Here is a 16,648-nt window from a genome sequence, read left to right on the forward strand (position 1 = left end):
CTCCTTCTACCATAGGCTTGTCTTACTGGTGCGTTTGGCAATCTGGTTTACTGTTACGAGCAAAATCGCATTCACCACGGAATTAAACAAGCCGACAGCCGTTGAGAAGCTGAACTGGGCATTGACTAATCCCGACCGGTACACAAAGGTCGAAATGACATCCGATGACTCCATATTGAGCGAGTTTTGCAGCAGCAGTACCTTTTCATATCCCACGCCAAGCACATTTCCCATATTCAAAATAAGCAGAATCGAAATGGTCGGCACGATTGTTGGCAAATTAATGTGCAGCATCCGCTTAAAGCGGCTTGCCCCGTCGACGATAGCAGCTTCATGAAGCTGAGGATCAACCCCGGACAGTGCGGCCAGATAGATGATCGTTCCCCAGCCTGCGTTTTGCCAGACGCCCGAGATTACATATACCGTCTTGAACCAGCTGGGATCATCGAGAAATTTCGGTGCATCGATTCCAAAAAGCTCAATCAGACGGACCAGCATACCGGATGACGGGCTGAGGAACGTAATGATCATTCCTGCCATGACCACGACCGATATAAAATGCGGCGCATACGTAACCGTTTGCACACTTTTCTTGAAAAAACCATTCTTCACTTCATTGAAGGCCAGCGCCAAAATAATCGGCAGCGGAAACCCGATCGCCAGCTCATACAAGCTGAGGCTCAACGTGTTCCAGAGCAAATCTCCAAAATAATAAGAATTGAAGAACCGCTCAAAATGCTGAAAGCCGACCCATTCACTGTTCAAAATTCCTTTGGCAGGAATGAAGTTTTTGAATGCAATCTGAATCCCGTACATCGGGGCATAGTGGAAAATTAAAAAGTATAAAACGGCTGGAGCAACAAAAAGGTACAGCTCCCAATTTTGCAGCATTTTGGACCAGGTCGACTTCCCGCTTGCCAGTCTCCTCATTTTCCCTGGTGATCTTCCCATTCTCGGCTGCTGCAAATCCACACCTTCGGGACCTGCAATTTCCACACTTTCTTTCATGTCCTTCCATCTCTCCTTTCACGCCCGTGCCGGCTTTTGTCTGGTTGTTCTGTTCGGGGCTGCTCTTTCCGGCCCGATGAATGCTAACGCTTACATGTTTAAATTGTAGGGACTATTGCCTTTCGCCGTAAATATGTCGAATTTGCATTGTCACTTGTGAGAACCCGAAAACTCTTACGCAGCAAGGGTTTTCGGGTGGATTGTCATTTTCGCCCGCGCAATTGTCATTGGTGAAATATGTCGTTTTTGAACGATGGCAGCCTCCTGCAAATGATACATATTGTTCTTTCCGGGCAGGTATGTGAACCTGTCTAATAACGCAACAACAAAGTCTCACAGAAACAAGAAAAGATAAGACAAAACAAAGACAAGGCCAAAAAAGACAGAGATAAGGAAAAGACAAGACAGGAACATTTGTAAGAAATGTCCAGCGACAAATAGCCACAATCAGCGACAAAATGAACAAAAATATGAAAACGATTATGAAAGCGATTGAATAACTTTAAGAAGCTTCAAGAGCCGAGTTGTATCGTCTCAATTCAATTCAATCAGGAGGTATGCATGACATGAACAACAACCGCAAAACCGCTCATCTCATCTCCCACACCCACTGGGACCGGGAATGGTACATGCCTTACGAGCATCATCATTATCTGCTGGCAGAGCTGATGAACGAGTTGCTGGATACATTGGAAAAGGACGAGCGCTACCGTTATTTCCATTTGGACGGTCAGACGATCATTATTGAAGATTATTTGCAGGTGCACCCGGAGAAGAGAGAACAGCTTGAAGCCTATATCCGCGAGGGCCGGATTATTATCGGTCCGTGGTATGTGCTGCAGGATGAGTTTTTGACAAGCTCTGAGGCCAATGTCCGCAATCTGTTGATTGGGCATCAGGATGCCCAGGCCTATGGCGTAATTTCCAAGCTTGGTTATTTCCCGGACTCATTCGGCAATATGGGACAGGCCCCTCAGCTGCTTCGGCAAGCGGATATCGATACAGCCGTATTCGGCCGCGGCGTCAAGCCTACCGGATTCGATAATATGGTCGGCGACCCGATCAGTTCCAACTACGAGTCCCCCTATTCCGAGATGCATTGGGAAGCACCGGACGGTTCCAAAGTGATCGGCCTACTGTTTGCCAATTGGTACAGCAACGGCAATGAGGTTCCCACGGATGCAGATGAAGCGAAAATATTTTGGGACAAACGCCTTGCCGATGCCAGCCGCTATGCCTCCACACCGCATCTGCTGTTCATGAATGGCTGCGATCACCAGCCCGTTCAGAAGGATTTGGGCGATGCACTGGAGACAGCACGGAAGCTCTATCCCGATGTCGAATTTGTCCATTCAAGCTTTGACGATTATCTGAATGAGCTAAGAAGCACGCTGCCGGATAATCTGGTCACCGTGCATGGGGAGCTGCGAAGCCAGCATACCGACGGCTGGGGCACGCTCGTCAATACCGCTTCGGCCCGCATTTATTTGAAGCAAATGAATCAGTTAGGACAAACTCTCCTGGAAAAAGGCGCTGAGCCGCTTGCTGCCCTGGCCCGTCTCGTCAGCGGCAAGCCGTATCCGCATCAATGGCTGACCTATGCCTGGAAGACACTGATGCAGAATCATCCGCATGACAGCATCTGCGGGTGCAGTGTCGACGAGGTTCACCGCGAAATGGTCGGGCGCTTTGAGAAGAGCCGCCATGCTGCGGAAGCCGTCATTCAGGAAAGCCTGCAAGCGATAGCCGGAGAGATCAACACTGCGCAAGTTGAGGCATGGAGCGACGCCAGCATTCCTTTTGCCATTCATAACACAACAGGCTGGGAGCGCAGCGGAACCGTTCGGGTTGAACTGATTGTGCATAAAAAATATTTCAAGCAAGGGCCAAACCCGCCTGCCATCGCCGAACAATTGGATGCGCTGTCATTAGAGCTTGATAGGAGCTGCCTGCTGGATGATCAGGGACGCCGTATCGCCGCTGCCTTCGAGGACCTCGGTACACATTTTGGCTATGAGCTGCCGAAGGATCAATTCCGGAAGCCATACATGGCCCGCAAAATTGCCGTTACCTTTGAATCATCCACAGTGCCTGCGCTCGGATTTAGAACTTATGCCTGGGAACCGGATGCCGCCCTAAATGGCGTATTGAAGCCGAATGAGAAGGGAACAATTTCGAATTCCGCTGATCCGCTCCGCCAGAACGCAGCATCACTTCTCGCAGCGGATAACGGGATGGCCAACAATAACATCGCGGTCGATATTCATCCGGACGGTTCCTACACCATAACAGACAAGCGAAGCGGGCAAGTGTTCGCCGGACTTGGTATTTATGAGAACTGCGGCGATATTGGCAATGAGTATGTATTCCGCCAGCCTGACGGGGATACTGCCCTGACTACCCGCGGCCTTCCGGCAAGCATCCGTCTTGTGGAAAATGAGCCTTATCGCGTCACCTATGAAATTGTCCATGAGTGGGAAGTTCCGGCGTCCGCAGATGAGCTTTTTACAGAAGAGAAACGAAAAATGGTTCCCTTCCGCAAACGCCAGGCCGGAAGATCCTCCAGCACAATTCCGTTGCGTATCGTAACGAGGCTGAGTCTGGAACAATCCGGGGAAGGTGTGCTCGTATCGACCTCCTTCAACAATCAGGCAAAGGATCACAGGCTTCGTGTGCTGTTCCCGACTGGACTGGACGCCAACACCCATTTGGCAGATTCCATCTTTGAGGCGGCTGAGCGTGACACCGTTCCGGCAGAGGAATGGGTGAATCCGAGCAATGCCCAGCATCAGCAGGCTTTCGTCAGCGTGTCTGGCCATAGTGCTGCATCAGGCAAAAACGCCGGACTCACAATAGCCAATAAAGGGCTAAACGAGTATGAGGTTCTGCAGGATGGCAGCAATACGATTGCAATTACATTGCTGCGCAGCGTGTCCGAGCTTGGGGACTGGGGCGTATTCCCGACACCTGAAGCGCAATGTACCGGTGAGCAGACAGTTGAGTACGCGATACTCCCGCATTCCAATTCTGCCATCGAATCCGGCGCATTTGCCCGTGCATACCAGTATCAGACGCCATGGTTCCATTCGCAGACGGCATATCAGGAAGGTTCCTTGCCAACCACCTGGCAGCCGCTCAAATGGGAAGGCTCGACACTTGCGCTGTCCGCTTTCAAAATGTCCCTTGAGCATGAGGATGTCATCCTCCGCTTGTATAATCTGGACCGTAAGGCAACAACGCTGGCAATTGAACCCGGCTTCGCTATTCAAAAGCTATTTGCCAGCGATATTCTTGAGCGTCGCCATCAAGAGTTGAATTTGTCGGGCGGACAGCTCAGCACAGAGGTAGGCAAAGCCCAAATCGTAACGTATGCGCTATCGCCGCAATGCAAATAACAGCTCGCAGATGCACACTAGCAAATACCTACTAGAAAAAGACCTACTAGCAAATACCTACTAGTAAATGTCCACTAGCAAATGTTCACTAGCAAATGTCTACTAGCAAATGTCTGCTATTAATAAACCATTAACGAACCCATATCAGACTATTGCTAAACCATTGATTATTTGTGCATTCATCCATTAATTCGAACAAACCCATTGCGCACAATACATTCGGGCACCGATAGATGGACGCATTCATCATATTAGAAATGCATTGCACAAAATTCATTACGTATCAAATGACGTGTCCATATCAACCAACCATCAAACGACCAACAACCAAACGTGCAATCATGCACCAACATACTGCTTACAATCGGAGGTCTTTCATATATGAACTTACCAAACGCTGTGATCCAATTCCTGGATGAGGCCGACAAGCGTCTCGCCCATCGTCCCAAGCTCCAAAAGCTGTTCCGTAACTGCTTCCCCAATACCTTGGAGACAACCACCAAGCTGCTGGATGATGGCACTACCTTTGTTTTCACAGGAGACATTCCGGCAATGTGGCTTCGCGACTCTACAGAGCAGGTACGCCACTTTATCCCGCTGGCCAAGGAGGATAAGGATCTACAGCGTATTCTGAGCGGACTTATTGCGCGGCAGATGTTTTATATTAATATTGATCCTTATACCAACGCCTTCAATGAAACAGCTAGTGACAAGCATTACCGGGCTACCGACCAGTGTGATCTGAACCCGTGGATGTGGGAGCGCAAGTATGAGCTCGACTCCCTCTGCTTCCCCGTGCAGCTTCTTTATTCGTACTGGAAAGAGACCGGACAGACCGATGCATTTACAGACGCCTGCTATCAAGCGCTGACTTCGATCGTAAATGTCATGATTACTGAGCAGCGCCACTTTGAAAAATCGCCTTACCGCTTTGTACGCGAAACAAAGCTGGATACCGAAACCTTGCAAAACGACGGACTCGGACTCCCTGTCAACTATACCGGCATGACCTGGTCTGCCTTCCGTCCGAGCGATGATGCCTGCCTGTTTGGTTACAACATCCCGAACAATATGTTCGCTGTCGTGGTACTGGGCTATATTACAGAAATTGCTGCTGAAATTTACGAGGATACGAGACTGGCAGATCGTGCGGAGAAGCTGCGCAAAGAAATTGATTACGGAATTCGCGCCTACGGCATTATGCATCACCCGACTTACGGCAAAATCTATGCCTATGAAACGGACGGCTTCGGGAACTATTGCCTGATGGACGATGCCGGCACGCCGGGGCTGATGTCTATTCCGTATCTCGGATATTGCAGTGCGGATGACCCGATCTATCAGAACACACGCAGATTCGCGCTTAGCTTTGACAATCCGTTTTATTTTGAGGGCAAGTTTGCCAAAGGCATCGGCAGCCCGCACACACCGGGCGGTTATGTCTGGCATATGGCGCTGTCCATGCAGGCGCTCACTTCGGATAACGATGAGGAAATAAAAGAGCTGATCGAAATGCTGATCAATACCGATGCCGATACCGGCTTCATGCATGAGGGCTTCCACCCGGATAATCCGGCGGACTTCTCCCGTGAATGGTTCGCCTGGTCCAACAGCCTGTTCGCCGCTTTGATTGTCAAAGCGATGGACAGGGGCCTGGTGTAAGCAACAAATTTCAAAGTAATACAAGTGTTGAAGGCGTCTACCCTGAAAAGGAAAAGACGCCTTTCCTTATTAGGGTGGACGCTTTTTCTTCTTATTTTCTTGACTAATAATAGTGTTGAACCATTTTTTGTAATTTTGTCCGTCTACAGTGGATTTTTTCTGTATTTTGTCCCGCAAATAGTGGACATTGAGCATACCTTTCCTCCGGAAACTCGTATCCCATATATGGACATCACAGTTTGAGTGACAACCATATGTGGAATTTTCAAAAAACTCCGCTCCCCTTGCCTGTATATCCCCTATGTCCACCATTTGACAGACAAAAAAGCGAAAACGTCCACTCCAAGAAGACAAAATACTCTTTTGGATGCCCTACACTCTTTACAAACCACCTTCTTTTGTATGTTCTTTTTATTTGTTCTCTTTGTAATGCTCTATTTGGATGTTCTTTTGAATGTTCTATTTGGGTGCTCTATTTGGGTGTTCTTTTGAATGTTCTATTTGGGTGCTCTATTTGGGTGTTCTTTTTGTATACTCTCTTTGGGTGTTCTATTTGGGTGTTCTTTTTGTATACTCTCTTTGGGTGTTCTTTTTGGGTGTTCTTTTTGTATACTCTCTTTGGGTGTTCTATTTGAATGTTCTATTTGTATCATCACTTTGGATGTTCTATTTAAATGTCGGCAACTTTAATCTGGATGTACTGTAAATATTTAAAATTCAATCTACTCTCCGCCAACCTAACTTTCCGCAATCTTTGGGATCTGTCCTCTCACAATGGATTTTTTTGAATTTGTCCAGCTAATGGTGGACACAGGATATACCATTCCCCTCACGAATCGCAATCTGTATATGGATATTTATTTCAATAAAAATCTATATATAGATTTATCATCTCATCCTCTACCTTCGCCCTTGTTGCTCTTGTGTCCACTATTTGATAGACAAAAAAGGAGGAAATGTCCTCCACAAAAGGACATTTCCTCCCTATAAACCGGGCTGCATGCATTGCTCTAGTAATCTTATGCTTTCAAGCCCTGGAGCGCTTTTACAGCAATATCCGAACGATAGTGCACGCCATCGAATTGAATTGTCCGGGCAGCAGCATAAGCACGGTCACGTGCATCCGCCGTATCTGAGCCTACACCTACAACACCAAGCACGCGGCCACCGTTCGTCACGAACTGTCCATCCTTAGCTGCCGTACCTGCATGGAAAATCAGCACGCCGTCCTTCTTCGCAGCTTCCTCCAGCCCAGAGATCGGAAGTCCCTTCGGATAGCTGGCAGGATAACCTTCGGATGCGAGGATGACACATACTGCCGCTTCATCGCTCCATTCAATCTCCAACTGATCCAGACGACCGTTCAGTGCAGCAAGTATGATGTCGACCAAATCAGTTTTCAGACGAGGCAGCACAACCTGGGTCTCCGGATCACCCATCCGAGCATTGAATTCAATCGTCTTCGGACCGTCCTTCGTAATCATCAGACCGGCAAACAACACGCCACGGAACGGACGCCCTTCGCTGACCATTGCTTTTGCTGTCGGTTTGATAATATTCTCAATCGCATCGTCCACAATGGATTGCGGGATATGCGGCAGCGGCGTGTACGTGCCCATACCGCCTGTATTTGGTCCTTTATCACCGTCGAATACAGGTTTGTGGTCCTGTGCAGGAACCATCGCGCGTACCGTTTCACCATCAACAAATGCCAGAATGGACATTTCTTGTCCTTCTAGGAACTCTTCAATTACAACCTGGTCTCCGGACTCGCCGAACACTTTGTTGACCATCATATCTTGCAGTGCCTGCTGTGCTTCTTCCATTGTAAAAGCCACCGTTACGCCTTTACCAGCAGCAAGTCCATCCGCCTTGATGACGATCGGCAGTGCCTGCTCGGCGAGATAAGCGGAAGCTTCAGCATAATCCGTGAACGTCTCGTATTTGGCTGTAGGGATGTTGTACTTTTTCAACAGTCCCTTCATGAAAATCTTGCTGCCCTCAATCTCAGCCGCATTCTTGCGCGGTCCAAAGACCGGAATGTTTTTGGCTTCAAAGGCATCGACAATACCCGCAGCGAGCGGATCATCCGGACCGATAACAACAAGATCAATAGCATGATCAACCGAAAATTGGACCAGCTCATCGAACTTGTCCACCGCAATCGGAACACATTCTGCCAGTTGGGCAATGCCTGCATTTCCCGGCGCACAATAGATCTCCGATACTTTCTCGCTCTTCTTCAGTGCCCATACGATAGCATGCTCACGGCCACCGCCGCCGACGACTAATAAACGCACGTATAATTCCCCCTCATAATGTCTTCCAGTATAAAACAAGCACCCGGCTTCGCGCCAACGATGCGAAGGGCGTTCTGCCGGATGCGGTTTTTTGCATCATTCATGCCGCTTACTTTTAACCAGCTGTATGATTCATGCAATTGATTATTTATGTGGTCACAGATTAACGGGATTGAAAGCTAACAAGCTTAACTGGTTAAACCGGTTTAACCGATTTAATCGGCTTAATCAACTTTACCAGTTGCTCCTTGTCTTCATATCCGTATCTGCGTGCTGTATTAGTGCTTGAAGTGTCTGACGCCCGTTACGACCATCGCAATGTTATGCGCATTGGCTACTGCAATGGACTCTTCATCACGGATGGAGCCTCCCGGCTGAATAACTGCTGTAATGCCCGCTTTGGCGGCCAGTTCCAGCGTATCGCCCATTGGGAAGAATGCATCGGAAGCGAGAATTGCTCCTTTTGCCTTTTCGCCAGCCTGGTCAATGGCAATACGAGCCGCGCCTACACGGTTCATTTGCCCTGCGCCTACGCCAACGGTCATGTTGTCAGCCGCGAGCAGAATCGCATTGGATTTTACATGCTTCACGATCTTCCATCCGAACAGCAGCTGCTTCAGCTCTTCTTCTGTTGGCTGGCGGTTGGTCACAACCTTCAGGTCCGCTTCGGAAATGCTGTGTACATCGCTCTCCTGTACGAGCATGCCGCCGTCTACGCTCGTCACGAGCCATTCCGGCTTGCGGTCTGCGGAGCTGGTCAGCTCGCCAAGTTTGAGCAGTCGAATGTTCTTCTTCGCTGACAGAATCTCGAATGCAGCAGGCGTGAAATCCGGCGCAATGATGATTTCAAGGAAAATCTCCTTGAGCAGCAATGCAGTTGCTTCATCAACCGTACGGTTGGCAGCAACAATTCCTCCGAAGATGGATGTCGGGTCAGCAGCGTATGCTTTTTGGTAAGCTTCATGAATGTCCTTGCCGATTCCGACGCCGCAAGGGTTCATATGCTTGACCGCTACAACCGCAGGCTCAGTGAATTCCTTGACGATTGAGAGCGCAGCGTTGGCATCATTGATGTTGTTATAGGACAGTTCCTTGCCGTGCAACTGCTCAGCTGTCGTAATGTTGCCCTGCTCAGCAAGCGGCTTGCGGTAGAAGGCGGCCTTCTGGTGCGGGTTCTCGCCGTAGCGCAGATCCTGTACCTTCTCGTACGTTACGGTATAACGCTCAGGAAGCGGCTCGCCCGTCTGCTTGGACAGATAATCCGAGATCAGCGCATCATAAGCTCCCGTGTGGCGGAATACTTTGGCGGCCAGGCGCTTGCGCGTCTCCAGCGTAGTATCTTCTCCGGCACGGACTTCTTCCAGAACAGCAGCATAATCCGCAGCATCTACAACAACGGTTACGAACGCATGGTTTTTCGCAGCAGAGCGCAGCATCGTGGGTCCGCCGATATCGATATTCTCGATTGCTTCCTCATAGGATACATCCGGCTTCGCAATCGTCTGCTGGAATGGATACAGGTTCACAATGACGAGATCGATGTAGTCCAAACCAAGCTCCTTCATCGATTTCTGATGCTCTTCATTATCCCGAACAGCCAGCAATCCGCTGTGTACAGCCGGATGCAGGGTTTTAACGCGGCCGTCCATAATTTCAGGGAAGCCCGTCACATCGGAGATGCCGATTACCGGAACGCCTTCCTTCTCCAGAAGTGTAGCTGTGCCGCCTGTCGAAATAATTTCTACGCCAAGCTTCGATAACTCGCGTGAAAACTCTACAATGCCTGTTTTGTCCGATACACTGATTAACGCTCTTTTGATAGCCAACGCTTGTCACCCTCCTGAAATGGATAAAATTTGCCGTACATGCCTGCAAGCTGCCGCCTGCCGGTTTATGTCAGGACAGCGGTTTATATCAAAACAACGGTTTGTGCCACCGTATACATGAACCGCTGTCTGATTAATTCGTTGCAATTGCTGTCCCTGCCAGAGACAGGTTCACCTTGCGTCCGTCCAGTTGTACCCGTCCATGTGCAATCTGCTGCACAACCCATGGAAGCAGCGCTTGCTCCGCCGCGTGAATTCGCGGGGCAAGCGTTTCTTCCGTATCGTCATCCGCTACCTCGACGGCGCGCTGGGCAATAATCGGACCGCTGTCCAGGCCGCCATCCACGTAGTGCACGGTGACGCCTGTCATTTTTACGCCATACGCCAGCGCTTGTCCAATACCGTTCACCCCGGGGAACGCCGGGAGCAGTGATGGATGAATATTGATCATCCGCCCATAATACGGCTCCACCAATACAGGGGTGAGAATGCGCATATAGCCTGCCAGCACGATCAGCTCGATGCCGCGGCGCTCAAGCTCCGCCAGAATTTCCGTCTCATATGCTTCACGGGAAGCATATTCCTTAGGCTTGAACAGCCATGTCTCGATGCCGGCAAACTCGGCCCGTTCTACGACCGGAGCCTGCGGCTTATCACAAACAAGAAGCTCGATGGAACCATCGAGCCGCCCTTCTTTCACCGCATCGGCCAAAGCCTGGAAGTTCGTTCCCTGCCCGGAAGCAAATACGGCGATTTTCAAACCCGCCATCAGACTTCCGCCCCCGTAAAGGTAACAATGCGGTTGCCCTCTGTAACGGTCCCGATCCGGTAAGCCTGCTCGCCAAGCTCGCCTGCAATACGAAGCGCTTCCTCTGCCTGATCCGCCGGAACAACAACAACCATTCCCACACCCATGTTGAAAGTAGTGAACATGTCGCGGTTTGTGATTGCGCCTTTTTCCTGCATCAGCTGGAAGATCGGCTGAATCGGCCAGGAGCCGTATTCGATGTGAGCGTTCACGCCCTCTGGCAGCACACGCGGAATATTCTCGATGAAGCCGCCCCCGGTAATATGAGCCATACCCTTCACCTTGATTTTCTCGATCAGAGCAAGCACCGGCTTCACATACAGCTTGGTCGGCTCGATCAGCACATCGCCAAGATGTTTGCCGCCAAGCTCAGGCAGCTCATCCGTCAGTGCATAACCGCACTTCTCAAGCAGAAGCTTGCGGACAAGAGAGAAGCCGTTGCTGTGGATACCGCTGGAAGCAAGACCGATCAGGACATCGCCAGGAGCGATCGTTTTGCCGTCGATAATTTTCTTCTTGTCGACAACACCTACTGTAAATCCGCCGATATCGTATTCTTCCTCGCTGTACATGCCCGGCATTTCAGCTGTTTCCCCGCCAATAAGCGCACAGCCGGATTGCACGCAGCCGTCAGCAATGCCTTTGACGATCGCTTCGATCTTCTCCGGCACAACCTTGCCGCAAGCCAGATAATCGAGGAAGAAGAGCGGCTCCGCCCCTTGTACGACAATATCGTTCACACACATGGCAACCGCATCAATACCGATTGTGTCATGCTTGTCCATGGCAAATGCCAGCATCAGCTTCGTGCCGACGCCGTCTGTGCCCGATACGAGTACAGGCTCCTCATACTTGTCCTTGTTCAGTCCGAATAAGCCGCCAAAGCCACCCAAATCCGTCAGTACTTCCGGACGAAATGTCTTCTTCACGTGCTTTTTCATGCGCTCGACCGCTTCATTGCCCGCGGCAATGTCGACTCCGGCCTGCTTGTATGCTTCAGCCACTCGATTCAACTCCCTATCAAGATTGAAATATCCGCGTTCACCGTTCACTTATTCCGTTTGAGGCTGTATTACGTTTGAGGCTATATTACGTTTAAGGCTTTTGACGTTAAAGACACTCATGCTTATAGCTGAGGACTCCAAAGCCCAAATCATGTTCGATCCCATTTCACCCAATTCAGGCACTCCACTTGTGGCTCTCTTAAAGCCTGTCTATAAAGTTCCGGCAAGCTACCGATTCATCTTCGGCTCCAGACCACGGCTGTCTTAGCAGCTGCAGCTTTTTTCCGATTCCGCATCGATTACTGTCGGGTAATCATTGTCGAAGCAGGCCATGCACATGCCCCGCTTGTACTCGCCGTCATTGCCGCCCACCGATTCAATGAAGCCTTCATTGCTGATAAAAGCGAGGGAATCCGCGTTAATCACCTTGCAAATCTCCTCCGCTGTCATCTCCGATGCAATAAGTTCCTTGCGGTCAGGCGTATCAATACCGTAGTAGCACGGGTTGGCAAAAGGCGGCGAAGTAATGCGCACATGCACCTCGGTCGCTCCCGCTTCACGCAGCATATTCACAATGCGCCGGGAGGTCGTACCGCGCACGATTGAGTCATCGATCATGACAACCCGCTTGCCTTCAACAACCTTGCGCACCGCGCTCAGCTTCATCTTGACACCTTTTTCGCGCAGCTCCTGAGAAGGCTGGATGAAGGTCCGACCTGTATATTTATTTTTGATCAGTCCAAGCTCATACGGGATGCCCGTCTGCTCGGCATAGCCGATCGCCGCGGAAATACTGGAATCCGGTACACCTGTGACAACATCCGCATCCACAAAGGATTCCATCGCCATCTGGTAACCCATCCGCTTGCGTGCAGAATGGAGGTTGATACCGTTAATATCCGAATCCGGGCGGGCAAAATAAATGTATTCCATCGAGCAAATAGCGCGGCGCTCCATGACCGCATAAGAATCCTCGGTCATGTCGGCGCTGTCCAGAACCAGCATTTCGCCCGGCTGCACATCACGCTCATAGACCGCCCCTACGGTCTCCAGTGCACAGGTCTCGGAGGCGAAAACATAGCCGTTGCCAAGACGCCCCATACAAAGCGGGCGCAGGCCGTTCGGGTCAGAAGCGACAATCAGCTTGTCGTTGGTCATAATCAGGAAGGCGAATCCGCCGGTAATCCGCTGCAGCGCTTCCTTCGTCGCCGTGACAAAGTCCTTCGGCGAACGCGCAATTAAATGCGCAATAACTTCCGTATCACTCGTAGTCTGAAAGATCGAGCCCTGCATCTCCAGCTCATGCCGGATTTCAGGAGCATTGACGATATTGCCGTTGGTTGCAACTGCAAGATCGCCGTCTCTGTATTTGAAGATCAGAGGCTGTGCATTCGCCAGCTTACTGGAGCCGGATGTCGAATAACGCACATGGCCGATGGCTCTGTCGCCAGCCAGCTCATCAAGCTGGGACTGCTGGAATACTTCCTTGACCAGGCCCATACCGCGATGATAGTGGAAGCCTTTGCTCTCAGAATCCACTGTTGCGATTCCGCAGCTTTCCTCGCCGCGGTGCTGAAGCGCATGCAGACCGTAATAAGCAAGCGCGGAAGCGTCGGGGTAACCGAATACCCCGAACACGCCGCACTCCTCTCTCAGCTTGTCAAAAATATCATCCCGGCCGATACCTTCGTTATAATGGTCGCCAGTCCACAGCTTAGGGAGCTGTCTTACTTCATAAGACATGGAATCGCATCCTTCCAGACCTTCTCCAGTTGTTCAACCGGTGATTGTACAGCCGGCTGTCCGTTCACTTGAATGCTCAGTTCTGTTCCTTCTACGACACCGATTTCTGCGCTTGCTACGCCTTGCTCTGCCAGCCATTTGCCCAGCGTTTCTGCCTGCTCGGGTTTGGCCGTCAGCAAAATACGCGATTGGCTTTCGCTAAACAATGCGATATCCGGACGCAAGTCGCTTTGTACATTCACTTGCGCGCCCAGCTTGCCGCTGATGCAGGACTCTGCCAGCGCAGCTGCCAGTCCGCCTTCGGACAGGTCATGCGCAGAAGCGACATAACCCTTCTGGATTGCGCCAAGGACAGCATCCAGCAATTTCTTTTCTTCCGCCAGATCCAGTGCCGGAGGACGTCCTTCGGTCACACCATGCACGACATATTGCAGCTCGCTGCCGCCCAGCTCTGCCTTGGTGTTGCCGATGAGAATAATGCGGTCGCCTTCGGATTTGAAGCTTTGGGTTGTAATGTGATCCACATCATGCACAAGGCCGACCATGCCGACTACAGGTGTCGGGTAGATTGCGCCTTTGGCGTTTTCGTTGTACAAGCTCACGTTACCGCCGATAACCGGCGTGTCCAGCTCGCGGCAAGCTTCTGCCATGCCGTCGACTGCTTTTTCAATCTGCCAGAATACTTCCGGCTTCTCCGGGTTGCCGAAGTTCAGGTTGTCCGTAATCGCCAGCGGCTCTGCACCGGAGCATACGATATTGCGCGCAGCTTCAGCCACAGCAATCCGTCCGCCCACTTCAGGGTCCAGGTACACATAGCGTCCGTTACAATCCGTGGTCATCGCCAGCGCCTTGCGGGTACCGTGAATGGTCACAACCGCAGCATCCGATCCCGGCTGTACAGCCGTGCTGGTACGAACCATGTAGTCATACTGGTTATAAACCCACTCCTTGCTTGCCACTGTCGGCGAAGCCAGCACCTGCTTCAATGCATCCGTCAGGTCCTTCACTTCAGGATAAGCTGCCGTATCGACCTTCGCATTTTCACCGTAGTAAGCAGGCTCCTTGCTAGGCTTGTCGTATACCGGACACTCATCGACGAGTGCAGTAACCGGCATATCCGCTACCTGCTCGCCTTGGTGGAACAGACGAAGACGTCCGTCATCCGTTACTTTGCCAACCTTGGCGCAAATGATGCCCCAACGCTCGAAAATCTCGAGAGCTTGCGCCTCATCCTTCGGCTCAACAACGAACAGCATACGCTCCTGGGATTCGGAGAGCATCATTTCATAAGGTGTCATGCCTTCTTCACGCTGCGGCACTTCATCCAGATACAGCTCCAGACCGTTGCCTGCCTTGGAAGCCATCTCTGCGCTGGAGCAGGTCAGACCTGCTGCACCCATGTCCTGAATGCCAAGCACGATGCCCGTATCGATCAATTCCAGACAAGCTTCCATTACAAGCTTCTCCATAAACGGATCGCCTACTTGTACCGCAGGGCGCTTCGCTTCGGACTCCTCTGTCAGCTCCTCTGAGGCAAAGGTTGCGCCGTGAATACCGTCGCGTCCGGTTGCAGGGCCTACGTAGAATACCGGGTTGCCTACTCCTTTTGCTACACCGCGCTGGATTTTGTCATGGTCGATCAGGCCGACACACATCGCGTTAACAAGCGGATTGCCTTCATAGCTCTCGTCGAACATGACTTCGCCAGCTACTGTCGGAATTCCGATACAGTTGCCATAGCCTGCGATTCCGCTGACTACATGCTCAAACAGGTACCGCACGCGCTCATTTTGCAGACGGCCAAAGCGCAAGCTGTTCAACAATGCTACCGGACGGGCACCCATGGAGAAGATGTCACGGATAATTCCGCCTACCCCTGTTGCCGCACCCTGATAAGGCTCGATTGCCGACGGGTGGTTATGGGATTCAATTTTGAATACAACAGCCTGATTATCGCCGATATCCACGATACCAGCGCCCTCGCCCGGTCCCATCAATACTTTTGGTCCGCTTGTCGGGAAACGTCTCAGGACGTTTTTGGAGTTTTTGTAGGAGCAATGCTCCGACCACATTACGCTGAATACGCCAATCTCTGTATAGTTTGGCTGGCGTCCAAGAAAACCGCAGATCAGTTCAAATTCTTTGTCCGTTACGCCCATTTGTTTGTAGATTTGCTGATCGGCAATCTGCTCCGGCGTCGGTTCCTTAGCTGTTAATTGCTGCGCCATGTTGTTCCCTCCATGCATTCAAAATCGATGTAAACATCCGTTTGCCATCCTCAGAGCCGAGCAATTGATCGATTGCACGCTCCGGATGCGGCATCATGCCCACTACATTGCCCTGCTTGTTGCTTACGCCTGCGATATTTTCAAGGGAACCGTTCGGATTGGTACCCGCTGCGTAGCGGAATACAATCTGATTGTTCGCTTTCAGTTCAGCCAGTGTGGCATCATCACAATAGTAGTTGCCTTCGCCATGTGCGATCGGGATATTGATAATCTCGCCTGCCGCATATTGGTTAGTGAAGGCTGTGTTGTTGTTGACCACTTCAAGCTGCGTATTGTGGCAGCGGAATTTCATGCCGTTGTTGCGCAGCAAAGCGCCCGGGAGCAGGCCGGCTTCGGTCAGGATCTGGAAGCCGTTGCAGATACCCAGTACGTATTTGCCGGCTGCAGCCGCCTTGACCACCTCATTCATTACCGGTGCAAAACGCGCGATCGCGCCGCAGCGCAAGTAGTCCCCGTAGGAGAAGCCCCCCGGTACGAGAATGCAATCATAGTCCGATAAATCTGTTGCTGTATGCCATACGTAATCAACCTTCTGGCCGATCGCATCTTCTACTGCCTTATAGCAGTCGATATCACAGTTCGAGCCTGGAAATACGATTACTGCAAACTTCATT

The 16,648-nt window shown here is 51.0% G+C and carries 10 protein-coding genes; 2 read left to right on the plus strand and 8 right to left on the minus strand.

Features of this window, described 5'->3' with window-relative positions; all coding sequences use genetic code 11:
- Positions 1-6: 6 nt before the first annotated feature.
- Complete coding sequence (locus H583_RS0101125) at positions 7-930, minus strand: ABC transporter permease (RefSeq protein WP_245585824.1); 924 nt, start codon at positions 928-930, stop codon at positions 7-9.
- Positions 931-1,574: 644 nt separating this feature from the next.
- Between H583_RS0101125 and H583_RS0101130 the strand changes: the two genes are divergently transcribed.
- Positions 1,575-4,403: an alpha-mannosidase gene (locus tag H583_RS0101130; protein WP_028558862.1), complete on the plus strand. Its 2,829-nt coding sequence runs from the start codon at positions 1,575-1,577 to the stop codon at positions 4,401-4,403.
- A gap of 381 nt (positions 4,404-4,784) precedes the next feature.
- Positions 4,785-6,065 (plus strand): glycoside hydrolase family 125 protein, encoded by a 1,281-nt coding sequence (locus tag H583_RS0101135; RefSeq protein ID WP_051235823.1) that lies wholly within the window; start codon positions 4,785-4,787, stop codon positions 6,063-6,065.
- 1,019 nt (positions 6,066-7,084) lie between these two features.
- Here H583_RS0101135 and purD read toward each other — a convergent pair.
- The 7 genes from purD to purQ form a co-directional block, all read right to left on the minus strand.
- On the minus strand, positions 7,085-8,365 hold the full coding sequence (purD, locus tag H583_RS0101145; RefSeq protein WP_028558864.1) for a phosphoribosylamine--glycine ligase: 1,281 nt from the start codon (positions 8,363-8,365) through the stop codon (positions 7,085-7,087).
- Between the two features lie 278 nt (positions 8,366-8,643).
- Entirely contained in the window at positions 8,644-10,191 is a 1,548-nt protein-coding gene (gene purH / locus H583_RS0101150; protein WP_028558865.1) for a bifunctional phosphoribosylaminoimidazolecarboxamide formyltransferase/IMP cyclohydrolase, read from the minus strand.
- Between the two features lie 133 nt (positions 10,192-10,324).
- A complete protein-coding gene (gene purN / locus H583_RS0101155) occupies positions 10,325-10,960 on the minus strand; it encodes a phosphoribosylglycinamide formyltransferase (RefSeq protein ID WP_028558866.1) in 636 nt (211 codons plus the stop codon).
- Entirely contained in the window at positions 10,960-12,003 is a 1,044-nt protein-coding gene (gene purM / locus H583_RS0101160; RefSeq protein WP_028558867.1) for a phosphoribosylformylglycinamidine cyclo-ligase, read from the minus strand. The genes purN and purM overlap by 1 nt, the downstream gene beginning before the upstream one ends.
- Positions 12,004-12,267: 264 nt before the next feature.
- Positions 12,268-13,746 carry an amidophosphoribosyltransferase gene (purF, locus tag H583_RS0101165; protein WP_028558868.1) on the minus strand — a complete coding sequence of 493 codons (1,479 nt, stop codon included), beginning with the start codon at positions 13,744-13,746 and terminating at the stop codon, positions 12,268-12,270.
- The gene (purL, locus tag H583_RS0101170) at positions 13,731-15,974 is read right to left on the minus strand and encodes a phosphoribosylformylglycinamidine synthase subunit PurL (RefSeq protein ID WP_028558869.1); all 2,244 of its coding nucleotides are present in this window, start codon (positions 15,972-15,974) and stop codon (positions 13,731-13,733) included. Before purL ends, purF begins: the two co-directional genes overlap by 16 nt.
- Positions 15,952-16,647 carry a phosphoribosylformylglycinamidine synthase subunit PurQ gene (gene purQ / locus H583_RS0101175; RefSeq protein ID WP_028558870.1) on the minus strand — a complete coding sequence of 232 codons (696 nt, stop codon included), beginning with the start codon at positions 16,645-16,647 and terminating at the stop codon, positions 15,952-15,954. Before purQ ends, purL begins: the two co-directional genes overlap by 23 nt.
- Position 16,648: the final 1 nt, after the last annotated feature.

Origin of the sequence: Paenibacillus pinihumi DSM 23905 = JCM 16419 (assembly GCF_000422505.1) — a bacterium.
In the GTDB taxonomy this organism is placed as follows: domain Bacteria; phylum Bacillota; class Bacilli; order Paenibacillales; family Paenibacillaceae; genus Paenibacillus_D; species Paenibacillus_D pinihumi.

What these genes read in the sequence shown, in the direction of transcription:
- H583_RS0101125 (WP_245585824.1), bottom strand. Translation starts at nt 930, where the DNA reads ATGAGGAGACTGGCAAGCGGGAAGTCGACCTGGTCCAAAATGCTGCAA.
- H583_RS0101130 (WP_028558862.1), top strand. Translation starts at nt 1,575, where the DNA reads ATGAACAACAACCGCAAAACCGCTCATCTCATCTCCCACACCCACTGG.
- H583_RS0101135 (WP_051235823.1), top strand. Translation starts at nt 4,785, where the DNA reads ATGAACTTACCAAACGCTGTGATCCAATTCCTGGATGAGGCCGACAAG.
- purN (WP_028558866.1), bottom strand. Translation starts at nt 10,960, where the DNA reads ATGGCGGGTTTGAAAATCGCCGTATTTGCTTCCGGGCAGGGAACGAAC.
- purF (WP_028558868.1), bottom strand. Translation starts at nt 13,746, where the DNA reads ATGTCTTATGAAGTAAGACAGCTCCCTAAGCTGTGGACTGGCGACCAT.
- purL (WP_028558869.1), bottom strand. Translation starts at nt 15,974, where the DNA reads ATGGCGCAGCAATTAACAGCTAAGGAACCGACGCCGGAGCAGATTGCC.
- purQ (WP_028558870.1), bottom strand. Translation starts at nt 16,647, where the DNA reads ATGAAGTTTGCAGTAATCGTATTTCCAGGCTCGAACTGTGATATCGAC.